The sequence below is a fragment of the Treponema paraluiscuniculi Cuniculi A genome (assembly GCF_000217655.1).
Lineage (GTDB): Bacteria > Spirochaetota > Spirochaetia > Treponematales > Treponemataceae > Treponema > Treponema pallidum.
In genome coordinates this window covers 252,456-277,500 of record NC_015714.1, presented here as the reverse complement: position 1 = coordinate 277,500, position 25,045 = coordinate 252,456, and the positions used below count along the sequence as shown (strand labels likewise).

The window sequence follows — 25,045 nt, the reverse complement described above, 5'->3', positions numbered from 1 at the left end:
TTACAATCTTTCGACCTTCCTCATCCACGCGGTGTCGCTCCGTCAGGCTTTCGCCCATTGCGGAATATTCTTAGCTGCTGCCTCCCGTAGGAGTCTGGGCCGTATCTCAGTCCCAGTGTGTCCGGTCACCCTCTCAGGTCGGATACCCATCGACGCCTTGGTAGGCCATTACCCCACCAACAAGCTAATGGGTCGCAGGCTCATCTCTGAGCGAGGCCGCAGCCCCTTTCCTCTCAAAGACCTACGTCCAAAAGAGCGTATTCGGTATTACCCCCTATTTCTAGAGGCTATCCCCATCTCAAAGGCAGATTACCCACGCGTTACTCACCAGTCCGCCACTCTAGAGAAACGAAAATTCGCTTCCTTGCCGTTCGACTTGCATGCTTAAAACGCACCGCCAGCGTTCGTTCTGAGCCAGGATCAAACTCTCCATCATTATTCTAAACCCCGTTTCCAGGGTCCGAAACCTCAACCTGTCCGCCCCACACCCTTCCCTCCCCCTTCCCTCACCCTCTCAAATATCACTCCGCGCGCACCACATACCCGCAGCACACACAACTCAACCACTCTACCCATAACCTATACCCCTTGTCAACCCCCACCACCCGCATAAAACGCCACCCGCACCACCCCTATTCACATACAAACGCTGCCCCGGCAAAATACTCCCAGGAGGAATCGTGATACATACTCACACGCTCTCGCTGAGCTTCATGCTGTTTTCATTCTTCTTCGGTGCAGGAAACCTCATCCTTCCCCCCTTACTGGGAAAACACGCAGGTACGACACTCGCCACGGCGTTGCTCGGCTTTGCCACTTCCGCAGTCCTCATACCAATCGCAGGGCTCATTACTATCGCACACGCAGGCGGTATTGTCCCTTTGTCAGAAAGGGTAGGAAAACGCTTCGCTCACTTGTATCCGGCTATTACTCTCCTTGTCATCGGACCGGCGCTTTCTATCCCACGGGCAGGAATCGTCCCCTTTGCGCTCGCCATCGCTCCCCTCATCCATCGGGCGAATACCACACTACTTGCGCAGCTTATATATACAACATGCTTCTTCATTGTTTCCTACTGGCTCTGCATGCGTCCACACACCTTAAGCAACACTCTCGGCAAAGTACTTACCCCCGCGCTCCTAGTACTCGTTCTCCTCCTCTTCCTTGCCTCCTTCACTCCGACACTCGGTCCCTACCTCCCTGCACAGGGCGCTTACGCTACCCACATACCCTTCAGCCAGGGATTCTTAGACGGCTACCTCACCACGGATGCACTCGCCTCCCTTATGTTCGGCAATATGATCCTTACCTATTTGCATCGGACCCGCTACACAACCGCCCCTTTCCCTCCCGCTCCAGCAAACATCCTCGCAGATATGCGCACCGTCGCCTGGATAGCAGGGGCCATGCTCTTTTTTACCTATGGAGTACTGGCGCATCTCGGCGCACTCAGTGCCCGCCAACTCCCTCATACCATTAACGGCGCGCACATACTCGCGTCGGTGTCACTCCACCTTTTCGGAAAAGCAGGCATCGCACTACTAGGACTGATCTTTACAATTGCCTGCCTAACTACCTGCGCCGGACTGCTTGTTTCCGTCAGCGAATACTTCCACAAACGCGCACCCCGTGTGTCTTACCTGTGCTGGATACGCCTGTTCACCATATCCGGCTTTGCGCTCGCAAATACAGGACTAGAACGCATACTGGCATACGGAACACCTCTACTCATGATCCTATACCCAATCTCGCTGGTCCTCATTGGCATATCACACCTCGAGCGACTCATACGGATACCACGCGCCGCCTACCGCCTGACAGTATGGAGCGCAGGAACACTCAGCACCTGTGCAGTCGGTACGCCGCTTGTGGCGCACACCCGGATAGGACACGTGTTGAATACACTCATACATACCCTTCCACTCGCACAGGAACAGCTCTGCTGGCTTATCCCCAGCGCGGCAGTTCTTATACTTAGTACTGCGCATGCACGCTTACGTGAAAAAACATGCACGCCTCGCGGTACGCTACCCCTCACGGATAACTGACCACTGGATCTCACCATCTTGTGGAGATGGGGGGAATCGAACCCCCGTCCTAAAGAGCGAGTGCTGCGCGCCTACAGGTTTAGCGGTGCGTACTGCGTTTGTCGGACTCTGCTAGGCCTGCACCGCACGCGCCAGAGTCTTAGCACAGACAAAAGTCCCCCTACGTCCGCCGTGCACAACGTAAGAGCAAGCTCCGTTTGGCGTCGGGCCGATATGTTCGCTCAGAGCAGCGCAAACACAGGCCCGCGATTACGCGGCGAGCGCGTAGTCGAAACTGTCAGAATTGGCAGTTATAAAGGCGCCGAATCAGGAGATCGACACTCCACCTGCAGCGCAACACCCCACATCCCTAGTCGAAACCTAGTCATCCCCCACAGACTGACGTCTGCCCTTTTCTCTACATTCCCCCTCCCTCACCCTGTGCACCCAACCTAGGAGGCACGCTCTTCCATAATCGCCACCCCATTGCTGGTACCAATCCGTGCACAGCCAAGCTCGATAAAACGCTGCGCCTGCGCGCGCGTACGGATGCCGCCTGAGGCTTTTATCTTTGTCTCACCTTTCAGATATTTTTTAAAGCACTGAATATCCCCTTCCGTTCCCCCGCGCGACGCGTAGCCGGTGGATGTTTTGATAAAATCCGCGTGTCCCGCCTCCACACAGGAACACGCAAACGCGATGTGCATCTCATCTAAGAGGGCGGTTTCCACGATCACTTTTACAATGGCCCCGCGCGCGTGACACCGCGCTGCAACCTGCGCAATCTCGCGTTCTACAACCTCTCTTTCTCCTGCGCACACCTTGTCTATACGGACGACCATATCCAACTCTTGCGCCCCATCGTCCAACGCACGCTGCGCCTCAGTGCACTTGACCTCCGTGACGTGCGTACCAAAGGGAAAACCGATCACGCTACACACCCGCACCGCCGTCCCCCGCACCGCACCTGCTGCTAACGCCACATGGCAAGGATTCACACACACCGACGCGAAGCGATAGTGCTGCGCCTCTTGGCACAGACGCAACACTTCGGCCTCAGACGCAGAGGGCCTTAAGAGCGTGTGGTCAATATATGCATTGAGTTCCATGACACTATCCTCCCTGGGACGGAATGTCAGCCGTACCTAGATGGGGAAGCGGACGTGCCCACGCCTCCGCGGACAATTGGCCGATCCGCTCCTCCCCTGCTCCGTCATACGCTGCAAGCGCAAAAAAATACAAAACGCCGTTCTGCAGTCCCCGCACCGTATATGACAAACGCTTACCCACCCGAATAGGAGATCCCGCCACAAAATACATCCCTGACGTGTCGCCCACATACACCACATACCCCTCTACGTCAAAGTCAACCGAAGGTGTCCACGTGAGTATCACCGACCCGTCAGCCGCCTGCGCAAAAAGACGTCCCGGGGGCAAAGGACGCTCATCTTGCTCATAATCAACGGTTACTGCATGCACCACCGGTGTCTTACGCCCTGCACCATCTGGATACAATTGCACAGCCACCTGGAAGTATCGTCCTTCCAATCCGCTGAGCGGCTGGCCTGCCACCACCGGCTGCCACAACGGGTACTCCGACGTCCAGTCCTCTTTCGTTTGTCCTACTCGCACGAAGAACGCCACATCTGCCTGCTCTGGAATATCCACATCTGCATTCACACGCCGGACCACCGCCTGCAGTCCTCCTGCATCCGTGATCTCCGACTCAAAGCGGCCACCTGCCTGGTCAAAACGCGCAAGACGGTTAAAACGGCGCAGCACCTCTCCTGCTTCAGACGGCGGAACAAATTCTTCAGTAATCACCACCTCATCGATCAGACCAGAGTAGCGCTCCCCGATATGTACTGCGGCTGCAGCGCCTAAACGTGCATGCCACACCTGGCCAGTTTCATCCTGCGAATCCGTGAGGTACTCAAGACATTCTGTACGCCCATTCATGCGATACTCAAGCACACCGCGCGTTTCGTCGTACGTGAGCATATGGTGGCTCCACCGCTCTGGCAGCACGTGCGTACGCGAACGGAGACGCAAAGAGACTGCCTGTCCGCGCACGTCATTCCACAACCCCTCCGCGCGCCACTCAAGCCGGTGCTGTAAAATGTGCGCTACAATATGCTGATAAAAAGAACGTCCGCGATCAGAAAGAGAAGAACGCCACCGGAACAACACCGCCCCGTTCTCACTTACCGCAGGATACAGCCAAAACTCAATGGAGAACGAAGACAAGGCCTGCGACCCATAAAAAAGAGCGCCCGGATTTGGCTGTAGCACTACCCCTTCTGCACCATCTCCCCCCGCGGCCCCTCCATATGCAGACGGCACGGAGCGGTGCATCGTGCGAAACAACGCCGCCCCCGCTCCGCGATGCGCACGCTCTTCGCCCACATGCTGCGCAGAGGAGGACTGCACACGATAACGACCGTACAAATCGCTGACCAACGGATCATCAAAACTAAGATACAAGTCACCCCGAACACTACGGGTACGCGCAGCAGAAGAAAGTTCAAGCGCCGGATGGCCCGCTCGCCCCACGCGTGTACGCAGGTTTTCTACCCGTGTAAGCGACTGCCACCCCTGTGCACCCCCGAGCAGCAGCTGCGCTTCCTTTGCATACAGCACACCCGCAGCATTCCCCTCCCCCCTCCACACGCCGCACCATACCCCAACAAGGGCGAATATTGTCGCAAAAAGCGCACCCATCGCCGCCGAGTATCGGCCTTTCCACACGAATAATCAATAATGGGCGCTCACACAGCTCCTACACTGTACAGAACCAGCGCGCACGCAAAGCCCGCGCAGCGCCTTTGTGCGTACGTGCACGGTATACCCCAGGGAAAAAGAGCGTCCCCCAGCAGACAGCGAAAACGAATGGGCACTCCGCTACAACGGTTCAGCCTAAGGGCAAACCATCACCCTTACCCCGGCGCATGGTCACGTAGCGGTTCAAATCCGTCATATTTTTAACTACTATCCGGCGCTCTTGACACTCAACCTTCCGCTGATCAGAAAGCCTGCGCAGCGCGTCCTGTACCTCCCTGTCAGAAAGACCAGCCCACCGGGCTATCTCTTCGATGCTGATATCAAAAGAACGCGCGTCGCTGCTGCGATCTACGTGCGGTTGCGTTTCATCCAACATCAAGAAAACATCCCCCACACGCGCAGTACTATCTTGAATCGTTAAAATCATAAAACGCCGCTTCTGGGTGTAAATACGCCGCACAAACGTTTTCAAAAGCCGCATTGCAATAGCAGGATTACCCATCATGAGCACTTCGAAATTCTCCCGATTGAACTCCAGCGCCACAACATCGTCGTACGCAACCGCAGACGCCGAACGCGGTGAGTTGTCGAGAATAGACATCTCTCCAAAAATCTCCCCCGGTTGCAACACATCCAAGTAGCGCTCCTTTCCGTTGATAATTTTAATTAGACGCACCCGCCCGCTCTGCACGAGGTAGAAACTCTCCCCCACATCAAACTCTGCGAAGATAACAGAACCCCGCTGAAACTTTTTGGCAAAGCGCGTAAACGAGGCAAAGGCATCAGCCATGCGACGCCTCCTCACAGGAACGCTGGAGCTCTTTTATGCGCGGAACTAAAGACTCAGGAGCGGTAGAAAGCGCCTTGTCGTAAAAAGAAATCGCCTTATCCGGCCTCCCCATGCCCTGATAGCACTGTCCCAGATACATCAGCACCTCCGCAAGACGCGTAGACTTCGGATTGCGGGTAATGCACTCAGTGAACGTCTGAATGCTCCGCACAAACTCCCTCTGCTCAAAAAGACACCGCCCCGCACCCAGATATGCGGCCTCCGCGCCCACTCCCCCGTTCGACGCGCACCCTAACCGGTAATGCTCATAGGCTTCACCCCACTTTCCCTGTCGCTCAAGAAGCTCTGCGGCACGCAGATCCCCCACTTCAGAATCGACAGCTGACTCAGCAAAAGCAGAAGGCACCTCAAAACCCGCATCCGAACCTTGCGCACCCGCCTCCTCAAAGCCGCGCCCGACTGTACCGTCGGCGCTCTCAAGCATCGACGCAATATCGTTCCGATGCTTTCCGTCCGGATACAGTTCCCGGTAACGCTGCGCCACCTGACTTGCAGCAAGGTAATGCTCAGAGGCGTGAAAGGCATGGGCAACGGTGTACAAACCCTCCTCGTTATTTGTCTCCTCCTGAGAGTCAAGGAGCGACTCAAGCTGCCGATGCACGCTCCGCAGTTGGCGAGAGAACACCTTGAGCATCTTCATAACAATGCGAATGTTCGTTTGAGCAAAAGCTTCAAACTCCTGACTCCCAAACGCATACACAATCGAATCCACCAAGGTGATCGCATTCTCTTCACGAGGAAAATTACCGAGCGCAGACTTAACCCCAAAGAACTCACCAGTTTTAATGTACTCAGTCACCTGCGACCCTGTTTCGACATCCGCAAAGGTAAGCGCCACGTGCCCCTTATTCAGGAGCATGACACGATCGTCAAGATCGCCTGAAAAATAGATAACCGAATTGGCCTTATACTGAATGGCTTTTGGCACGTCTGCCTCCGTCTTCCACGCGACACCGAGAAAAAGCGCGGCTCCCACGGTACATTTTCGATAGAACGGTCATGCACTTAAGTCTTTTTCCAGAATTCACGTCACACGCTCCTGCGCGCACACCTGCAGAGATCGTTCGCATGCCTTTTCCAGGAAAGGTGGGCGTGCTACTATCGGTATGTGCAAGTTCACTCTATCTGGAGGCGCTTCTGTGCGCTCGGCCCGCTGGTGCCCTTTCTGCTTCTGCTGTTTTCCTGCACCAACACGGTTGGTTACGGCGTCCTCCAGTGGTCCCTCCCAGATCTGGGACTGAGTACAGGGGACATCCTGCCGGTGTACGTGCGCTCAAACGTCTCCCGAGTGTATATTGTGGAAATCCAGAAGAAAAAGGTAGAGCTGCCTTTCTGGCAGCTAAAATTATGCAGGACAAAGAAAGAGGCGCTTCAGTACGCTGAGCGCCTTCGCGAGTACCGTTACAGCTATGCCGCCTCTGTGCTCGACGGTCTGCCCCTGCGAGAAGGGCCTGAGAACACTGCCCCCCAAGTTTATCGCCTCCGCGAGGGACAGGCGGTCAAGCTATTGTGGAAGGGTACAGGGAAGGCCGTCTACCGCGGTGAAAATCGCCTCGAAGGGGATTGGTTCAAGGTCATGACCGAAGACGGTACCACCGGATGGTGTTTTTCTCACGGTCTATCCCTCTTTGATGAGCGCGAGTCGCGTCCTACAGTACGAGAAACGGACGACCTCGCACGTGATCGCGACCTTCAGCACGTACTCAACTCTGCGTGGTATCCTGAATACTACCGCACCATGGTTGAACAGCGCCGCATCGACTTAGAAAAAATGGCAAGCGGCTGGGGTTTATTTGTCGGTGAGAAAAAAGGCCTCGCACGCATTGAATTGCCCGATGCGCACTACGCCTTTCCCTACTCCCGTCTGGTAAAAACGGGATCCAACGGGTACCTCTTTGACGGATCCTCTCTGAGCATCTATGTTCGGGACGCGCACACCCTTGCCGCGCAGTTCACTGACGAAGCTGGGCGCCTGCGCATAGAACGCTTCGTCACCCTGGAGAAAACGCCTGAAGAGATTATCGCAGAAGAGCAGCTGCGGCGCAGTGCGCTTTTGGAACACGTCTGCACACCAGGGCTGCGCCTTCACTCTGAGATATATGGGACGCTGTCTTTTACAGAACGCAACGTCTTCACCTGGACAGGGGCGCGCGCGCTGTCCCCGGCGCTTATCCCCGCAGGGGCAGGGAGCACGGGGCGTGTAGCACTGCGGTGCTTCATAGATCAATCGCTGAAAAGCGAGTATGAAGGGGTGCTGTCCTTCGACTTTGACAGCGCGCAGGAATGGGTGCACTTCCTGTACTTACGCACCCCCGGGGGGCTAAAGCTCGAACACATAGACTCCACCCACCTGAAGGATGCGACAGTGCTCCGTAGGAGCGTAAGCCCAGTGGTACTCTACTTCGCGCCGGAAGGACACGCCGAGCCCCAACCCTAAGAAGCAGTCAGCCGTCGGGAAGGGAGACGGCCGCAGGCCCCTTTTGGGAGGACGAGCGAGCCCTGTGTGCCTGGCTGCCCGCCAGCTGCCACCCCGGCGCGGATTTGAGCAAACTGGCGCGCAGTGACTCCTAGCGCGGCATGTCCCGAGGCTCGGTCTTGCCGATTTTTTCCCCGAGTTTGTTCATAAACTCAGCTAGCTTCATCTTACCCTCAGAACGATAGATACGCTCTACCTGGGCGAATGCCTCAAGCCCCTTGCGGACATGATCCGGATCAGCCATAAACTCGTCAAAGTTCGGAATAACCAACTTCATACCTGGCCTAATGCGGTCTGGATGCGTCACCACGCCCTCACTGCAGGCCATAATAATGGGGAAATAGTATCCGCGGATGCGCGAGCCGTAAAACTTTTTAGCAATTTGAGAAAGGGTGTCTTCGTTTTTGACCACGTACTCAGCACGAGACACCTCTTGCGGAGCGACTGCCATAGGCTCCTCGGGGACGGGCGTCATGGGCTCTTCTTCCTGCTCCTCCACAGGCGGCGCAACTTCCACGAGCTCCTCCGCCGGAGGCGCAGACTTGCAGGACGTAACACCCGAGATAAACGCAATCCACAGCAACAGGCCCGTACTAAACTTCCTCATCATCGTCTCCTCCTCCAGACTGCACGCACAATCCGGACAAAATAGCGGTCCATTCTCACACAGAACCCCAATGAAGACAAGATACATGCCACCTCATGGGGAAAATCATACGGCATACTCTTAGCAAGCGCACACACCGTCCTTCCCACCTCTGCCGGGAGCAGCGTGCTCTCTTTAGGTCCATTTCATCGGAAAGGATGGCACTGCAATTCATTAAGGATACGCACACAATCAACCGAAACAGTGACGCACGTGGGTGCGCGTAGCTTTCGTTCCGCCGTTTTTACTCTTCTCACCACTGTCTGTGCGCTGTGCGGCGACCCGGCACATGCCTATCTTGTGCAATTTAAAGAGCAATTTTACCGTCTGTACCATACGCACCTGCACCAGTATCCGGACGAAGTTATTGAAAATATTCATTGGCTTGAGCGCGCTGTTCACGCCGACTTCGCCAATCCCCTTTATGCACTTGCGCCTATTCGCGATAAAAAAAGCTGGGAAAGATACCGCGCACTCTTCATGATGCACTTAAACCTCAAGCTGACGGAGCAGCATTTGCGTCTTGGCGAAAAATTTGACAAAAGGGAAGCCCTCTTTTTCAACGCACCATGGAGAGAAGAAAATATCGAAAGCCTCGCTACCGCCGAGCGGTGCTACCACACTGCACGGCAATACTGGCACGAAGCGGCGCTCTGGGCCGAGCGCGCAAACGCCGATCAGTTTCGTTTTCTGTTCCTCACCGAGTTGCCTGCTTGGGAAGACGAGCGAGAACGCATCGCGCGCGGCACGCTCAACTATGCGCGTACCATATCGCGCGAGCTCGCACGTCTCGAGGCGGTGCGTGCTCGCTTCATGGAGATGAACGACACCTACTGAGAACGAACTCCACCGGTACCAGGCGACACTGAACACTTACATCGCCTGGACTACACAGAAGGCCGGTCAATAGCGGGCGGGTTTGCCCAGAAACTTTACCCCAAGATCAGGAAAATCCGTGAGCACCACGTTTGCGCCGGTCTGTTTGAACAAAATGGAAAACATCTCGTCCATGGTACGCGCGTAGCTAGGCAGTGTTTCTTTCCGTACCGTGTGCACATGACATTCCAATTTCGCATCTTGGATTGCAGAAACCATCGGACTCAGGCGAACAGCGCCCACCTTCGACCATTCATTCTCTATGAGCATCCTCCAGTCAGGACCCACGCCGTCTGCATATTTTGCTATTTTCTGCATACCACCGGGCTCAAACATCCAATTGTAATTGTAGTTTATCCATTTCCCACGCGAGTCCTTCTCCTGTGTCTCACGTTGATCTGTGTAAGCAACACGCTGAATCAGCTTCACGTTCATTTCGTACTTTGGTAAAAGTTCTCGTTTGATACGCTTCAGCTCGTTAAAATCATACGTTTGCACATACACTAGATCCGATCGACTCTGGTAACCGTATTTTTTCAACAGAGCGAGGGTAAGCGCTGCGATGTCTTTTCCTTCCTGATGATGAAACCACGGCACCTTTATTTCAGAGTAAATTCCAATCTTTTTCCCGGTTGTCTGCTCCAACCCACGGATAAACTGCAACTCCTCTTCAAAAGTGTGCAGCCTAAAACCAGGCTTCCAAAGAGGAAAGCGCTGGCCATACACCGGCGTATGTCGCTTACCGCGCGTATAGAAACTATTGGTTGCACGGAGGAGGGAAAGTTCTTCTACCGTAAAATCTATGACATAGAAATGCCCATCCGCACGCTGCCGGTGTGGAAATTTTTCTGCCACGTCAGTCATATTATCCAGAATATGGCTTTGCGCTACGATAAGCTGATTATCCTTTGAAAGCACGACATCCTGCTGCAGGTAATCTGCTCCTTGTGCAAAAGCAAGAACTTTCGAGGCAAAGGTGTGCTCGGGCACATATCCTGCAGCGCCCCGATACGCAACTATCATACGTTCGGACGCACAGCCTGCAACCAATGCCGCAAACACCCCCCCCCAAAGCGTCACACAATATGTTCCCCGCATAAACTTCTCTCCTCCCCTGTTATAGAATGCACAGATCGTCACCGTGCATAGTAGCACGCCGCATATCTCCACTGAGCGCTGATCCTACCTTCAGTTTTAATCCCATTCACGACATGTCTTGCATACAGGGTAACGGGTACGCCCACACACGCGCTTGAGAATGGGGAAAAAAGTCTTCAAGTAAGAAAAAAAAGAAGCAAGAGCCAATACCACTGGCACCACGTACACCAGGCGGCCAACCGCACGCATGCGCTCATACCAATCCGCGCCAGCCAATTCAAAGGCGTACAATGCTTTCAAAAGAAGCGAAAAAAGGATCGCACCCATATACGAGGCTGTTTTCAGCTTTCCCATTCTCTGGGCACCAACTACGTGACCTTCGCCACACGCAAGCATTCTCAGGAACATCATTCCAAATTCCCGATACAAAATACACAGAAAAAGAAAAACCGGCATGAAGTTATCTGCCACGAGGCAAAGCATGACAGCTACATTCGCTATCACATCAGCAAAGGGATCGAAAACCTTCCCAAAACTAGAATACTTTCCTGACTTGCGCGCGTAATAACCGTCGAGGAAATCAGTGCACGCAATGAAAAGAAAAAGCAGCACCGACGCGATAGACACCACACGCCCCACATTGGCAGCAGGAAAGTACATAACAACCCAACGTGGCATATGATAGAGTGCAAAGAAAGGGAGAACCAACGCCAGTCTCAGCGCAGTATAAAAGTCAGAAAGCCTCATACTCACCTAGGGAAAAGACGCAATGGTACACCACAGGTGTACTCCTAGCCTCGAATTTTGTATCGCCTATTGAACCTGTCAATACGTCCTGCTGAATCTACCAGTTTCTGTTTACCGGTAAAAAACGGATGGCACGCAGAACAAATCTCTACCCGCAAGTCCTTCACGGTAGAAGCAGTCACGATGACGTTACCACACGCACACACCACCTTCGTCTCCTCGTACCGAGGATGCAGTCCCTTTTTCATCTAAATCGCTCCTTTTCCCATTCTACAGCGCGCCGCGCCCTTAAAAAGGTTACACCCGCCCTCTTACAGAAGGCTCGTACACGCCGGGTGTAACCGACACACGTTCCAGTCTCCTTACTCAGGAGGAGAACGCACCCGTATTCATAGACCTCAAAAACGCCTCGTTGTTCTTTGTTTTACGCATCTTATCAATTAACAATTCCACAATTTCTGCATCGTCCATAGGATTGATTACCTTACGCAACACCCAAATACGCTGCATTTCTTCCTCCGTCAGGAGCAACTCTTCCTTACGCGTACCAGACTTTTTAATACTCACCGCGGGAAATAGGCGCCGATCCGAAAGGCGACGATCGAGATTTATCTCCATATTCCCCGTACCTTTAAACTCCTCAAAAATAACCTCATCCATCCTACTGCCTGTTTCAATAAGCGCAGTGGCAATGATTGTCAGACTTCCTCCTTCCTCCACATTGCGAGCTGCACCAAAGAAGCGTTTCGGTTTGTGCAGAGCATTTGAATCCACTCCCCCCGACAACACTTTACCTGAAGTTGGCATCGTTTGGTTATAGGCACGCGCCAGACGCGTAATCGAGTCAAGCAAAATCACCACGTCCTTCCGGTGCTCTACCAATCGCTTTGCGCGCTCAAGCACTATCTCTGCAATCTGTACATGGCGAGTAGCCTGTTCATCGAACGTAGAAGAAATAACTTCAGCATCAACCGTACGCTCCATGTCGGTTACCTCTTCAGGACGCTCATCGATGAGCAGCACGATAAGATAAACTTCAGGATGATTTTGCGTGATGGCATTTGCAATTTTCTGCATGAGAATCGTCTTTCCCGTACGTGGCGGCGCTACAATCAGCGCACGCTGCCCCTTTCCGATCGGACAGAACAAGTTCATGACACGCGTTGAGATATCTTCCGTCCTTGTTTCTAAATTCAGCTTTTCCCGCGGGTACAAAGGGGTAAGACTGTCGAAAGGGACACGGTCCTGTACCTTTGCTACTTCTTCGAAGTTTACCGTTTCCACGCGGAGCATTGCAAAGAAACGCTCTCCCTCCTTAGGGGAGCGAATCTGCCCATAGATGGTGTCGCCCGTTTTCAGATTAAACAGGCGAATCTGACTTGGAGAGACGTAGATGTCATCGGAACCGGGCAAATAACTGTTCTGAGGTGAACGCAAAAAACCATAACCGTCAGGCAATATCTCCAGCGAGCCAGAAGCAAAGATAACGCCACCATTCTCAGTGTGATTTTTAAGAATGTGAAAGACGATATCTGACTTTTTCATGACAACCACGTCTTCTTGAGAGATACCCCGCTGTACTGCAAAATCACGCAGGGCATGCATCCCCATCTCAGTTAAATCATCAATCAGCAAACGCGCCCTACCCTTAATGTCGGCGGAAGACTCACTTGTTTCCGCATCTTCTGGGCAGAAATTTTGCTTAAAGCGTAGGGCTCTTCGCGGACGTTTTTCCACCTCCAGCGCTTTTGACGTCACCACTCGTCTCCGTGAGCGAGAGCGGATGACGAGCTTCTTCCTCCCGCCGTAGGCATCGCATTCCCCCACGTCAGCGGCACTATCCTCAGACACAATCTGATTCCCCACGATTCCCTCTTCCAAACCCAACTCTCCTTGTCCGACGACGGTACCAACAGAATCTTTCATAACTTACACACCGAGATTACCGACACCGGTTTGAATAGCACGCAGCACCGTGCACGCTACAACCCTGGAAAGAAAAACCGACGTCCAACGAGTACACGCCCAAGAACACTCTCACCTAAATTGGCTAAAGACTAGAACACCAGGAGAACAGAAGACGACACCCTTAACTTCACGTGGTGTACACAGGAACTGTGCGCCTCTTTTAGGCATTCAGTCAAGACCCAACCATATCTACGCTAACGACGCAGATGCTCCTTCAATTGCTCAGACTGGACAGAAAATAGATCCCGCTTCGAAACATTCCCTTCCCGAGTCATGCAAACAGACCCCTCAAACGTAACTCCATCACAGATTTTAATTCTAGAAGCAGTGACATCCCCAAACACTCGGCTTCCATCCCTCATCTCCACACGATCAACCACCGTCAGATTCCCTCTCACTTCCCCCTCAACAAAAATAGAAACAGCACGCGCGTACTGAACTGCACACACCGCACCCGGCGCAATGGTCAAACAGCCCTGCGCATCGATAGCACCGGAGAACTTTCCCCTAATGTGCAGGTTACCTTTGAATCGCAATACCCCGTCGAACACCGTCTTCGCACCCAGAACAGTCTTGCCATGCCCTTCGCTAACCCGTTTCAACGCCACCCGCCCCTCCTGCATCTCAGCATATGGCGCGCACCACCAGCAATCAATATAAAAAGGGACGCCACACAAAAAAAGACTCCCAACGCGTCCCCCCAATACCGGTAGCCTCCGCATGCGCATGTGACAATCGGAACGTCCGCCACCAAAACTCCCGGGGCAAAGGGCTGTAGTTCATCGAGTATACGCCCGTCAGGCGCAATTGCAACCGTCTGGCCAGACGTGCTCGCACGCACCAGTGCCCTCCTGTTTTCGATTGCACGAAACACCGCCATACTCAGGTGCTGATACTGACAGGAAAGACTCTTTGCCCAACTGTCGTTAGAAATATTGACGAGCAAAGAGGCACCACGCGCACAGAACTCACGCGTGATGTACCCAAACGCATCCTCGAAACAAATCGGGACAGAAAACTTTAACCCTCGTGCCTCAAACACAACGAATTCACTCCCCTGGGCCCAAAAGCGCGCATCCTGCTTTTCCAAGAAGTTGTAAAACCAGGGAAATACCCGCTTGTACGGAAAGTACTCCGTAAAGGGAACAAGCTTTATCTTATGGTACCGCTGCGGACTCGGCGGAAGCACGTTCACCCCAGGAATGAAAAGAAGCGCCGCATTGTAATCAACACGTTCCCAATCCCCCTCCTTCGTGCGCCTCTTATATGCGTCGTCACTACCGATAACGAACGGGCAGTTCTTGGCGTTCACGTAGTCCAGCAAATCGCATACTAACTGAAATGACTGCTGTTCGTGCCGGTAGCGATAGTGCCAGTCGATGCGAGGAACAAAAGCCGTCTCCGGCCACACCACCAAATCAACATCTGGATACCGCTCAAGCGCCCAATCAGAAAGATACGTCAGTGTGCTAAAATCCGCCCGATATGACTCGATACCGCCGCGTCGCGGATCACTATTAGGCTGAACGAGCGCAACCTTTGCCCGCGTGTGAGCTGTGCAATCCGGCCACCATCCCGCCTTGGCCGCGCATACACAAAACCCACACAGACCAACCCACACCAGCGCCGAAACCCAGTGGCTATACGCGGCAGACAAAAACGCTCGAGCATCCCTTTCACTTTCCTCAACCCACTGCCCCAGGACAGATGCGAGCCACGCTGAAGGAAAAACCACCAATGCAGAAACAGCCCACACACCGAAGACCGATGCAACTTGGATAAGCGGCAGTACACGCCATTGCGAATAACCCATAACCCCATAAGGGAAACCAAGAAAACCAAGCGTCTTCGCGTACTCATACCCAAGCCACACAAGACACTGCACGAGAAGCGCCCGCCGCTGCCAAAATGCACCACCAGCCTTCAGCGCAAGACACAGCGCCGCAAGAAAAAGCGCAGAGAAGCCGGCAACTACGCACAACGCCACCGGATGAAATACAAAAAGCCAATAAGAAAACGCACCGTAGCTGAACGCGCCGTACGCGCCCCCCCAGAACACAACCGCAAAACCCGAGGCCCACCTTACCAAAAGGAAGAGAGGAGCAAGCGCCCCATACGCTAGGAGAGCACACCCTCTGGGAAGCAGAGGGTTAGGGTGAGAGAGCGCGAACAGGGAAACCGCCAGAACAAACAACAAAAACTCGCCCAGACGGGAACGACACCATTCCTCAATCCGCACCAACCTCCCCCGAACGACATCCCCGCACCGCACTCCTCAAACGCTTGCTAGGGCGGAACACTACCACACAATGACTCGGAATAGAGACCACCTCCCCTGTCTTTATGCTCCTCCCGACGGAAGCCTTACGCACGCGAGACTCAAACACCCCAAAATCCCTCAGCTCGACTGTCTCCCCCCGTTCCAATGCAGCGGTTACCACAGAGACAAAGTTATCAACAATCCTCGCGACATGGCGACGGCTCAAATCCACCTCGTCACAAAGCGCATCGACAACGAAAGACCGCGTTCTCCTAACTCTCTTCACGACAAGAAACACACTCGGGCAAACAGCCGCTTCAAACGCGCACCACCTCGGGTGAAGAGAACACACCGTTGTACAGTCTACACATTCGGGACTTCTGGCGAGCCACAGCCTTTCTAGCGAAAACACCTTTCCGGGCAGCGGTGTCGAGCCGCTTCACCAGGCTCCTAAGTAGAAGCAGAGAACTCTCCCTATCCCCGGATGTAACAGCAGCCAAATACCTCCGCGCACAAGTACGCGCCGCAGACCTAGCCATCCTACCACGCACCCTACGCACCTCACTCTGATCATGCCTCTTCCTGGCGGATACACTCCTACCCATCCGACCTCCCCGAACGCCAAAACACCGCTAAAACCCAAGAAAAGAAGAGAGGGAAAAGACACGCCCCGTGCCTAGAACCCCACTGTCCCCTCTCCCTAGGAAGACTACTGCACTACTGCTGCCCCTCCTGCCGCTGAGCACCCCCAGAGGGTGTAAAACCAACCTCTGTAGCAAGCTTCTCTTGCTCTATATAACGCAGCACCTGCTGCTGCCCGAAACGCGCAACCTCAACTCTCTTACGCTCAGCCTCACGCTGCGCCTGGATACCCCACAGGTCCTCGTCCGCAAAATCGCGCACCGTACTCAGCACCGCCTTATCATAGATAATCTTGACGTCCTTGAAATAACCAACATAGTCCCCTCCGGCATGAGCCGCGTCCCTAGTAACCACAAAGCCTTCAAACACGACGTGGGGCGTCGACGTGGGATACACGGGATACAAGCGCACCTCCCGCGACCGAACATCAGAGATATACGAAGGATTGTTCCACACCAACTCCTTCCAGGAGTCGAACAGGAGATACCCCATGAAGTAGCGATGCACCTCACCACCCTGATCCCGCATCATCACGTACAAACCATGAGGATAATTCATCCCGTAAGTGTTCACCGCGATGGACTTAAGAACACCCACATTCTTTACCACTCCGTACCCATCTTCAAAACGCCCCTTTCCAGAAGCCTTCTCCTCCTCTGTGGGGGCCTGCACATTACCCTGATCGTCCACCTGAGCCATCACCTCGTACGCAGGAATTACGAACGCCGGCTTTATCATTGCGTTTGCGTTACTGTCCCACGTGGGGAACAACACGCGCACACCAAGGACACGCTCACCAGCAAAACTCTTCGCTCCCTCACTTACCGGAGCCTCAATAACGCGAGAGGCAGCATGGGCGACAGGATTGCGCGCGGAAGAATTCAGCACAACCTCCCACTGTGCAACCGCAAGAGAAGATCTCATCAATGCCTTCTGCTCGTCAGTGTACGAGGCACCCGCCAGAGAAGCATAGTCCAGAACGGTACGCCGATTATGCGTCATACCTCCACTCTTATCCGCCATGATATCAGCATTCAGCTTTGCGAAGTCGATGAGCACTGACTCATCAGCAACCGCGCACACCCCCGAGAGCAGCGCCACCGCGCTCAACACAACCGCTTTCTTCATTCAAACGCTCCTTTCGCACAATAAGATAACCGCCCTTCGAGTATACGCTCACCGCCTATTTTGTCAACACCCCTGCATCTACCCATCACTTTCAAACCCCGCGCGTCCCCCGACATAAAAACACACCCGCTTTACCGGCGCACAGTTCAACACAACCGATCGCTCAAAAAGCTCATACGCACGGTGCAGACTACACGTCTGATACTTCGGTGACAGCACCCCCACAGGCAAATCTATATACAACGTATCGCCACGAGAAAAACAACTCAGCGGTCTCACCGTTGGATCCACCAACCGTGCGTAACCATGATGCTGCGGCCCTAACAACAATTCGCGCACTACCTCGCGCACAGCACCCCCTTGCGTGTGCCCACGCACATAGCGCGGCTCACACACCACTGCCCCATCACGCATCCGCTCAAAGAAAAGCACATACCGAATACACCGCTCCCCCGCCAATTGCTGCGCCGCAAGTGCCACACCAATCATTAGCAAGAGAGTCCAACACACCGCCCTCACTACACCGTACAATGCTGCCCCATCCCCTATCATAAGGGTCCGGTAAATCCCCCCGAACCTTCAAAATACGTGATAAAAGAAACAAGCCCATTGTAGATTCCCTGCGCGCACCTTTTCAAGTAGTCCGCATCGTTGAGCAACCGCGCCTCTACCGGATTACTCACAAAGCCTAATTCCACCAAAACACTTGGCATCTTCGCGTTCCGTACTACAAACCAGGCCTCCTCTTTCACTCCACGATTTTTACTTTGTGCACCGACGCTTGCTTGCATTCCGTCAGCGATACTGCGCGCAATCATAATACTTTCCATTGTGAATTCCTCTTCAAGCATCGAGTTCAAGATCGGGAGCACCTCTTTGGACGCCGCATTTTTATCAAGAATTGACCTGCGATATTCAGGCGGCAAGTACCACACCTCAAACCCAGAAGCCTTTGTATTCCATGAAAAATTCGCATGCACCGACACGTACAGGATCGCTTCGTACTTCCCTAGCTTTACCCCATTTGCCATCGCCACACGCTCCTCAAGCGTAAGATATGAATCCCCTTTCCGCGTCATAATGATTTTACGATCCGGATAGCGCGCCGTAAGTAAGTCATAGATATTTTGAGATGCACGCAACGCAATGTCTTTTTCTTTCACCACCACCGTTTTACCCTGCTCACGGTACGAGCCCTTCGTCCCCCAATCCTTTCCTCCATGTCCTGGGTCTATGAGCACCGCACCCACACGATGCTCAGGTTGATGAGAAGAATACCCAAATACTTTCCTTAGCCGCTCTGCAAACCCTCCACTTACATACACCACCGCGTCCTTTACCACCGGCGGCTCAATCATCAGCACCTCACTACCATCCAATAGTGCAAGCACTTGCCCAACCCGACATTGTACTCGTCGCTCACCTTTGGAAAATAAAATTGTTTGCGAAAGCGGATTCCAACTAACCGACACATTCAACGTACGCGCAAGCTTCATCGCAGACACAAACGCTTCATCAGCAGAAAGACACAGTGCAAAAAAGAAAACACCACCTATCAAACACGAACGCAAAAACTTCATAATGCCCCTCGCTCGAGATACCCTGTCAAAGTACCAATGCACACCTGTCCCCTCTCCCTACTCACAATAAGCACATACGTCCACGCACCACACTACCATACCCTTTGCGCATGCAATCTCTCACCAGATGACAACCGGTGCACTTTACTGAGAACGACACGCAAAGTACGCAAAAGCTCACGCGGTAGATATTCCAACCGCTCCCCTAACAATAGTCCTAACTCCTCAGTGCTATTCCATACATCATGGAAAAGCGCGGTTTCTTCCGGACTCATCAATCCAATTTGGAACCCAAAAATCATCACTCCACGCCGACGTAGTTCCTCTATCGTTCGTCGACTCTCATGAGGGTATGAGGAGCATCCGTCAGTAATTACCAACACAACCTTAACAAAAGATGTATCAGACGACACACGTGCACGCCTGCGTTCCACGTCTGCAAGAATGTGTTTTAACACCTCTGCATCATTCGTCCCTCCGAATCGTCCATCTAAGTTCACCGATGCTTTGATAAGCTGCGCGCTATTGAAGTCTTTCGATTTACTCTTTCCAAATGACTTCACTTTTATAAAACTGCTCCCAAAGTAATACACCTCAGAATGAATAGTTGTTCTCTCACGCCTACCTGCTGCGAGCATATCTGAGTACTCTCCAAAATCTTTCAACGAAAGCATACTTACCGCAAGCGCTTCCCTTGCACTCGCAATCTTTTCTTTATTCATAGAACCCGAGTTATCAACAACGAATGAAACTTCTATCTGTGCCGGACGTAGCGTACACGCACGCACTTCATACACACGATCATACACGCGCAGCTTGTACCTCTGATCCCTACCCCGAAATTCTTGAAAATCAGGAAAAACTGAAACAAAATCGCCTACGTTTAACCTCCCCTTCGGGCACTTCCCCTCGTAACAGTCTATCCACTGGACTGACTTTCCAATAAGTGATTTCCAAAACGCGCGCATATCGATACGCAAACGATGCGTTGTACGCAGCAACCGCGCAAACTCTTTGCGTTCCTTCGGAGAAATAGAGAAGCGCTCGTCAAACTGAGTGGTACAAGACTCAAAAACATCTTCTCTTTTTTTCAGCTCTTGCTGCCCGTCCCTTGAGTGCACAGCGTGCAAATTACTTTTAGTGTATTCGAAGGCACGCTCGTTTCTGAAAGGATCATAACTTCTGTCCGTTATATTCTTTAACTCGAATGTGATATTTGCCACACTCAGATGCCAAAGCCGCACAAAATGCTCTAAGAGAAACACAGAGACAATACGGTCCCGGTGCTTGGTTGGGACTACCTCGCCAGAAAGGGGGAAAAATTCTGAGTGAATAAAATTACTCATCTCAGTACCAAGCACTAAAGTGCGTAGCACCTCCTGTACTACAGGATCCCGTGCGATGCATGCGCGATTGCAACCCTTTGGCATATCATGGAACAGCACGCGCTCTGCAAGCGCATATGCAAACTGCAAGTGCAATGCCGTTTCCGTATGTTCCCAATACACACCCCGTTCTTTTTGATACAGAGAAGCCAGCAGCGCACTTCCTTCTGGAGTTGTGTAGTACGGAGCTCTGTTCCGCACATAGTGGAAGGCATACACCGCATCGAAAAGGTAAAACAGTGATGCCACTTCTGTGTGGCAGTAATGCTGAACAAAGGCGCGAACACGTATTTCATCTCTCGCTTCGCGAGAAAAAACTGCCTCATACATAAGACGTCGCATCCCCTGTGCAGCGTCTTCAAAAAAAGACACACGGTTGCAGTAATACGCGTAATCCGCCTTTAATTCTCGATAGTAAACAAGCTCCCGGAAAAGGTTCCACAATATTTCTTTTCCGTCAAAGTCGTCTTTTAAAAACCACTGCAGTGGAACCCCTACCATCCCCTCCTGCGGAACAAATACAAACCGATCAGCTTGTAAAATAGGTACACAACGAAAATGCGCATCCCCCGCAAAGGTGGCGATATTCCGTGCTTCAGCGGAAAAAAAACGCGCAAAATTCTCTTGCGCACGCTTCGCATCACATTCATTCATTGTCATGCAACGGCGGCGCGATGATCTTACTCAGTCTCTCTTTAAACATAGAAGGTTCACAAAATTCGTGCACCGTCAAAAGCCTGCACGTACCATTTTCTGCCGCAATAAACACGTTGAATACCGACAGGTGTTCACTCCGCAATAAGAATGCAGAAATGACCGCTCCTGTTGTGTTTCCAAATGAGCGAGAATACTGCGCCGTGCCCGTGGCATCGAATGACAGCAAACGCGCCTCCCCACCCCGGCCGAAAACAAGCACCATTCGTGAAGAGAGCGCCAACGCGCATAACACTACACTTTTGAAACCTGTAATCCATTCGCCATACGCATAGTCCCCCGCAGCCATGCCATGCTCGTGCCGAAGCACGCGACTTTCCCCGTCATCGCCAAAGACTACCACTCGATCCTCAGAAAGCACGACCGCTTCAGTGTATGGATTTTCAAATCCATATATCGCGTCAGAATACTCTTCATTGTGTAAAAGGCGTGTACCGCTAAAACCACTAAACACCACAAGCTGCGCGGTATTAAGAGCCCGTACTACCCGTATTCCCCCACCTAAACCAAGAATCGGCCCACGATACTCATATCCGTGTACACCCTTTTCTAAAATGAAGAGAGCACCTGTCTCATCACCTACCACCACTCGGTGAGCATTTACTTTTTCCACACACAGCACACGCTCATACACGCCTTCAACACGCGCAACTACCTCAAACGAAACCCTTCTTCTCTTTGCCTTCTTCGATCGTTCCTGAATAGAAAGCACGATCGTTTCACCACCTTCGGTAACGACAACTACTTCTCCATCACCCATAGAGATAAGCGCACAAATACGCCAATCCGTTTTCACGCTCTTATGCGTGGATTCCGCAACAAGCCATTGATCGTGCACCCGGTATAAAAGCCGTATATCATCTGTGCCACCTGCGATAAGGACAGAATCTTCCGCCAAAGGAATCGCTGCGGTGATGCTTTTTCCAAATTCAAAAAACACGTCACTGTACGTGCACTCATCTCCACAGATGTCGGGAAAGCAGTGCCGAAACTCGGGAAGCAGCTCCTGAATCAATGCGTCACTTGTCTGTTCTGCACGTGCAAGATCATCCCACAGTGCGCGCGGAGTTCCTCCCTCACTGCGCAATCGCGCGTGCTCAGACACCAGTTGGTCACACGAACACTGCAGATGGGCAATCCGATCCGCACACTCACGTGCGTATGATTTTTCCTGCAAAAGTCTGAATGCTGCACACACGCGTACCAACTCGTGTATCCGATCGTGCAGAACCAACATCGCACCAGCATCTACCACATCCGGTACCGCATTCTGTGTATGCATGGCGTACGCAGGTCCGTGTCCAAAGAGCAATGCCACCACCTCAGCGAGAGTTTTTACCCCATCCGGCAGACGCGTGTATTCGTAAGGACGGGTACGGATCTCTTCGTAAGAAGTAAAACCTGCCCCAATCCCCTTGGGCCGCACACTCCACCCGTCCTTTTCTTGAAAAAAACCAAATCGGACTGCTTGCGATAAAATATAATTTTGATCGTCTGCATTCAAAACACCACCGATAAAGCCGTCCCACAGCGCCTGATCCACATCCTTCTCTTCGCCCCGATTCCACTCATCAAGCACACGGATCACATTACGAATGGAAAGCACCGCTTCACGCAGCTCAGGCTCCACATCCCCAAGACCGTCATGCGTCTCACTTCCCCCCGTGCTATCTTTCCATTTGCCGGAAAATACCTGCTGCGTCACCTTTGCCAATTGCGCAAGTTTAAACAGCTTGTCCAATGAACCATCAATATCCGGCAGGCAAAGTGATCCTCCAGAAGAGGCAAGACGCGCGAGAATGATGCGAAAAAGTTCATTTTTCTCAGGATGCGCCTGATTCGTATAAAGACCTTCTGTGGACTGCGGAGGGTAATCATATTCGAACGTGTTAAAGCGCGAAGCAAACGCGGGGTTGAGCGCCCCAGTGCCCTCGTAATGAACAAGTCCACTGCTGATGTTCCCCGTGGCAATTACGCCAAACCCTGCAGCTATTTTTACCGGGCCTACCCCGGGGATATAGGCGAAATCCCCTACCCGTTTTTGCAAAATATCATTGAGTGCGATGAGATGCTGCATGGGAATTGCGTTGATTTCATCGATAACAAGAGGTCGTCCCTCTTTTACTGCGCGCAGCACCTCACGCTCAATCTTTTGTACCTCAGTGCCAAAATTGCCATACTTTGCAAGATAGATATCCAGCATTGGATCAAATGCGTAACCACGCTCGGTAAAGGCATGCACATCCTGGTAACAGTGTTCGGGTGTTTTTCCCTCCAGACTGTTTTTTAACACAAGCGTCTTTTCAAGAAACAGATCCTCTGTGTCGATGTGCTTTGACCCCGAAATAAATAGGGGTTTGATGCGCTGCAAAAGCTGCTCGTCACCGAGACGTAGCGCCTGTTCATAATATGCCGCGCGCTGAGAAAAAAGGCGTTGAAACTGCGTACGCGCTTCCTGGGAGCTTTGTAAGGCATCCGACACGCCACGCTCGCTGCCCCGAATCTCCGCACACGAGCCACCGGTTGCAGCAGTGCACCACTCATTAAGCGCACAACGGACATCTTCAGTGATTAATTTATGAAGCGCAAAACGCTCCGCGGCGAGCACGGCGAGCTCAGTCTTTCCCGTGCCGAGATGCCCGCGGAGTAGCACCGCATCCCCGCGGGCAAGGCTTGTCGCTATCCTCTCAAGTGCAGCACTAACAGAGGGGGTTTGCGCAAGCACCCCCGAGCTGACGCGTTCAACTTCCCCAAGCCATTGAGCAGCATGGAGAACGAAAAAGGATTCAGGTGTTTCCAACGCGAGCGCTGCTCGTTGCTCCTCCAGATTCCGTATGGCATCTGAGTGCACTCTGGTAAAAACCGTACTCCGCCTATGGATACCGAAGTGGGCACAGGCGACTGCACACTCCCAGTCGCGCAAAAAGCGCTCATACACAATACGCGCGTCAATATCTGCCAAACGTGCCCGATACCGTGCAAGTTCCGTATTATGGAAGTGCGTAAATGCCTGTAACAACAGGCAATCTGCACTGCACAGCGCGGCGCGCCCATCGCCGAGCACTTCCTCTTGCTGAAGGCCATGCGCAGCGCGGGGATCTATCTCCCTAGACGCACGCAAGAACGAATCACGAACGTCAACAGGGCACTTGAGCTCTGCGCGAACCACCCCCGAGCGCTCTTCCTTTGCGGAAAATTCACGAAAGAGGGCACACGCGCGCGCAAAATTATGTGGATCCGAGAGCAGCCCCCCCACCGTATGGACCCTCCGTTTATGCTGATAAGGCGCACAAGAACACGCCACCCAAAACCGACGTCCAGATAAATCAAGAGAAAGGACGAGGGCAGAAACACCCCCTGCAACAAACGCCCCAGGAAGAGACGCGTATCTACCAGCGATAGTGCGAAAAAGCCTTATTGGCCTCTGCCATGCGGTGCGTATCCTCTTTACGTTTAAAGGCAGTTCCCGTGCTGTGGTACGCATCAAGGATCTCTGCTGCAAGTCGCTCCGACATGCCACGCCCGCTGCGCCTGCGTGCTGCACCGATAATCCAGCGCATACCTAAAGCCTCACGCCTCGTTTCCCGAATTTCCATCGGCACCTGATAGGTAGAACCACCAACCCGCCGCGATTTAACCTCCACTGCAGGCTTTACGTTCTCTAACGCTTTTGTGAATACCGGAAGAGGCTCCTCACCAGTCTTTTGCTGAATACGTTCAAGACAATCGTACATAATACCCACCGCAGTTGCCTTCTTACCCGCCAGCATCATTCGACAAATAAACTTCGCCAACACCACACTGTTATACCGCGCGTCAGGCGGCGGTACCCGACGCGACACCCGTCGCTTCCGCCCCATACCAACT

The 25,045-nt window shown here is 52.9% G+C and carries 22 protein-coding genes, 1 rRNA gene and 1 other RNA gene (1 of these 24 running past the window's edge); 3 read left to right on the top strand and 21 right to left on the bottom strand.

The window, feature by feature from the left end:
• A 16S ribosomal RNA gene (locus TPCCA_RS01335) occupies window positions 1-436 on the bottom strand (it extends 1,113 nt beyond the left edge of the window).
• Window positions 437-680: 244 nt separating this feature from the next.
• Here TPCCA_RS01335 and brnQ point away from each other — a divergent pair.
• The gene (gene brnQ, locus TPCCA_RS01330) at window positions 681-2,048 is read left to right on the top strand and encodes a branched-chain amino acid transport system II carrier protein (RefSeq protein ID WP_013944940.1); all 1,368 of its coding nucleotides are present in this window, start codon (window positions 681-683) and stop codon (window positions 2,046-2,048) included.
• 18 nt (window positions 2,049-2,066) lie between these two features.
• On the opposite strand, the gene ssrA is transcribed toward brnQ, so the two are convergent.
• The 5 genes from ssrA to TPCCA_RS01310 form a co-directional block, all read right to left on the bottom strand.
• Window positions 2,067-2,420, bottom strand: a transfer-messenger RNA (tmRNA) gene (gene ssrA, locus TPCCA_RS05235).
• 59 nt (window positions 2,421-2,479) lie between these two features.
• Complete coding sequence (gene deoC / locus TPCCA_RS01325) at window positions 2,480-3,136, bottom strand: deoxyribose-phosphate aldolase (protein WP_013944939.1); 657 nt, start codon at window positions 3,134-3,136, stop codon at window positions 2,480-2,482.
• Window positions 3,137-3,140: 4 nt separating this feature from the next.
• A complete protein-coding gene (locus TPCCA_RS01320; protein WP_245522168.1) occupies window positions 3,141-4,667 on the bottom strand; it encodes a LamG-like jellyroll fold domain-containing protein in 1,527 nt (508 codons plus the stop codon).
• Window positions 4,668-4,938: 271 nt separating this feature from the next.
• Window positions 4,939-5,598: a Crp/Fnr family transcriptional regulator gene (locus tag TPCCA_RS01315; protein WP_013944936.1), complete on the bottom strand. Its 660-nt coding sequence runs from the start codon at window positions 5,596-5,598 to the stop codon at window positions 4,939-4,941.
• Window positions 5,591-6,634, bottom strand: coding sequence for a cyclic nucleotide-binding domain-containing protein (locus TPCCA_RS01310; RefSeq protein ID WP_013944935.1), 1,044 nt, complete (start codon window positions 6,632-6,634; stop codon window positions 5,591-5,593). The genes TPCCA_RS01315 and TPCCA_RS01310 overlap by 8 nt, the downstream gene beginning before the upstream one ends.
• Before the next feature lie 132 nt (window positions 6,635-6,766).
• Between TPCCA_RS01310 and TPCCA_RS01305 the strand changes: the two genes are divergently transcribed.
• Window positions 6,767-8,095, top strand: coding sequence for an SH3 domain-containing protein (locus tag TPCCA_RS01305; RefSeq protein ID WP_013944934.1), 1,329 nt, complete (start codon window positions 6,767-6,769; stop codon window positions 8,093-8,095).
• 130 nt (window positions 8,096-8,225) lie between these two features.
• On the opposite strand, the gene TPCCA_RS01300 is transcribed toward TPCCA_RS01305, so the two are convergent.
• Complete coding sequence (locus tag TPCCA_RS01300; RefSeq protein WP_245522166.1) at window positions 8,226-8,744, bottom strand: LysM peptidoglycan-binding domain-containing protein; 519 nt, start codon at window positions 8,742-8,744, stop codon at window positions 8,226-8,228.
• A 162-nt stretch (window positions 8,745-8,906) separates the two neighbouring features.
• Between TPCCA_RS01300 and TPCCA_RS01295 the strand changes: the two genes are divergently transcribed.
• On the top strand, window positions 8,907-9,617 hold the full coding sequence (locus TPCCA_RS01295; protein WP_013944932.1) for a hypothetical protein: 711 nt from the start codon (window positions 8,907-8,909) through the stop codon (window positions 9,615-9,617).
• A gap of 66 nt (window positions 9,618-9,683) precedes the next feature.
• On the opposite strand, the gene glpQ is transcribed toward TPCCA_RS01295, so the two are convergent.
• From glpQ to rpsG, 14 genes are all read right to left on the bottom strand, one after another.
• On the bottom strand, window positions 9,684-10,736 hold the full coding sequence (glpQ, locus tag TPCCA_RS01290; protein ID WP_245522165.1) for a glycerophosphodiester phosphodiesterase: 1,053 nt from the start codon (window positions 10,734-10,736) through the stop codon (window positions 9,684-9,686).
• Between the two features lie 114 nt (window positions 10,737-10,850).
• Complete coding sequence (gene pgsA, locus TPCCA_RS01285; protein WP_013944930.1) at window positions 10,851-11,501, bottom strand: CDP-diacylglycerol--glycerol-3-phosphate 3-phosphatidyltransferase; 651 nt, start codon at window positions 11,499-11,501, stop codon at window positions 10,851-10,853.
• 44 nt (window positions 11,502-11,545) lie between these two features.
• Entirely contained in the window at window positions 11,546-11,749 is a 204-nt protein-coding gene (gene rpmE / locus TPCCA_RS01280; protein ID WP_010881704.1) for a 50S ribosomal protein L31, read from the bottom strand.
• A gap of 118 nt (window positions 11,750-11,867) precedes the next feature.
• Window positions 11,868-13,427: a transcription termination factor Rho gene (rho, locus tag TPCCA_RS01275; RefSeq protein ID WP_013944929.1), complete on the bottom strand. Its 1,560-nt coding sequence runs from the start codon at window positions 13,425-13,427 to the stop codon at window positions 11,868-11,870.
• Between the two features lie 236 nt (window positions 13,428-13,663).
• The gene (locus TPCCA_RS01270) at window positions 13,664-14,077 is read right to left on the bottom strand and encodes a bactofilin family protein (protein ID WP_010881702.1); all 414 of its coding nucleotides are present in this window, start codon (window positions 14,075-14,077) and stop codon (window positions 13,664-13,666) included.
• Window positions 14,068-15,708 carry an apolipoprotein N-acyltransferase gene (gene lnt, locus TPCCA_RS01265; protein ID WP_013944927.1) on the bottom strand — a complete coding sequence of 547 codons (1,641 nt, stop codon included), beginning with the start codon at window positions 15,706-15,708 and terminating at the stop codon, window positions 14,068-14,070. Before lnt ends, TPCCA_RS01270 begins: the two co-directional genes overlap by 10 nt.
• Window positions 15,698-16,015 (bottom strand): HU family DNA-binding protein, encoded by a 318-nt coding sequence (locus TPCCA_RS01260; RefSeq protein ID WP_041610027.1) that lies wholly within the window; start codon window positions 16,013-16,015, stop codon window positions 15,698-15,700. The genes lnt and TPCCA_RS01260 overlap by 11 nt, the downstream gene beginning before the upstream one ends.
• A 31-nt stretch (window positions 16,016-16,046) precedes the next feature.
• A complete protein-coding gene (gene rpsT, locus TPCCA_RS05230; RefSeq protein WP_083815493.1) occupies window positions 16,047-16,334 on the bottom strand; it encodes a 30S ribosomal protein S20 in 288 nt (95 codons plus the stop codon).
• A gap of 112 nt (window positions 16,335-16,446) precedes the next feature.
• The gene (locus TPCCA_RS01255) at window positions 16,447-17,499 is read right to left on the bottom strand and encodes a flagellar filament outer layer protein FlaA (protein WP_013944926.1); all 1,053 of its coding nucleotides are present in this window, start codon (window positions 17,497-17,499) and stop codon (window positions 16,447-16,449) included.
• Between the two features lie 78 nt (window positions 17,500-17,577).
• Window positions 17,578-18,051, bottom strand: coding sequence for a GerMN domain-containing protein (locus TPCCA_RS01250; RefSeq protein WP_013944925.1), 474 nt, complete (start codon window positions 18,049-18,051; stop codon window positions 17,578-17,580).
• Entirely contained in the window at window positions 18,048-19,121 is a 1,074-nt protein-coding gene (locus tag TPCCA_RS01245) for an N-acetylmuramoyl-L-alanine amidase (protein WP_013944924.1), read from the bottom strand. The genes TPCCA_RS01250 and TPCCA_RS01245 overlap by 4 nt, the downstream gene beginning before the upstream one ends.
• A 50-nt stretch (window positions 19,122-19,171) precedes the next feature.
• Window positions 19,172-20,965: a vWA domain-containing protein gene (locus TPCCA_RS01240; RefSeq protein WP_193386059.1), complete on the bottom strand. Its 1,794-nt coding sequence runs from the start codon at window positions 20,963-20,965 to the stop codon at window positions 19,172-19,174.
• Window positions 20,966-21,110: 145 nt separating this feature from the next.
• Entirely contained in the window at window positions 21,111-24,662 is a 3,552-nt protein-coding gene (locus TPCCA_RS01235; RefSeq protein ID WP_013944922.1) for a P-loop NTPase family protein, read from the bottom strand.
• Window positions 24,568-25,038 carry a 30S ribosomal protein S7 gene (gene rpsG, locus TPCCA_RS01230; protein WP_013944921.1) on the bottom strand — a complete coding sequence of 157 codons (471 nt, stop codon included), beginning with the start codon at window positions 25,036-25,038 and terminating at the stop codon, window positions 24,568-24,570. Before rpsG ends, TPCCA_RS01235 begins: the two co-directional genes overlap by 95 nt.
• Window positions 25,039-25,045: the final 7 nt, after the last annotated feature.

Coding starts and splice junctions, on each gene's coding strand:
- deoC (WP_013944939.1), bottom strand. CDS start 3,136: ATGGAACTCAATGCATATATTGACCACACGCTCTTAAGGCCCTCTGCG.
- TPCCA_RS01315 (WP_013944936.1), bottom strand. CDS start 5,598: ATGGCTGATGCCTTTGCCTCGTTTACGCGCTTTGCCAAAAAGTTTCAG.
- TPCCA_RS01300 (WP_245522166.1), bottom strand. CDS start 8,744: ATGATGAGGAAGTTTAGTACGGGCCTGTTGCTGTGGATTGCGTTTATC.
- pgsA (WP_013944930.1), bottom strand. CDS start 11,501: ATGAGGCTTTCTGACTTTTATACTGCGCTGAGACTGGCGTTGGTTCTC.
- rpmE (WP_010881704.1), bottom strand. CDS start 11,749: ATGAAAAAGGGACTGCATCCTCGGTACGAGGAGACGAAGGTGGTGTGT.
- rho (WP_013944929.1), bottom strand. CDS start 13,427: ATGAAAGATTCTGTTGGTACCGTCGTCGGACAAGGAGAGTTGGGTTTG.
- rpsT (WP_083815493.1), bottom strand. CDS start 16,334: ATGGGTAGGAGTGTATCCGCCAGGAAGAGGCATGATCAGAGTGAGGTG.
- TPCCA_RS01255 (WP_013944926.1), bottom strand. CDS start 17,499: ATGAAGAAAGCGGTTGTGTTGAGCGCGGTGGCGCTGCTCTCGGGGGTG.
- TPCCA_RS01250 (WP_013944925.1), bottom strand. CDS start 18,051: ATGATAGGGGATGGGGCAGCATTGTACGGTGTAGTGAGGGCGGTGTGT.
- TPCCA_RS01240 (WP_193386059.1), bottom strand. CDS start 20,965: ATGGTAGGGGTTCCACTGCAGTGGTTTTTAAAAGACGACTTTGACGGA.
- TPCCA_RS01235 (WP_013944922.1), bottom strand. CDS start 24,662: ATGCGTACCACAGCACGGGAACTGCCTTTAAACGTAAAGAGGATACGC.
- rpsG (WP_013944921.1), bottom strand. CDS start 25,038: ATGGGGCGGAAGCGACGGGTGTCGCGTCGGGTACCGCCGCCTGACGCG.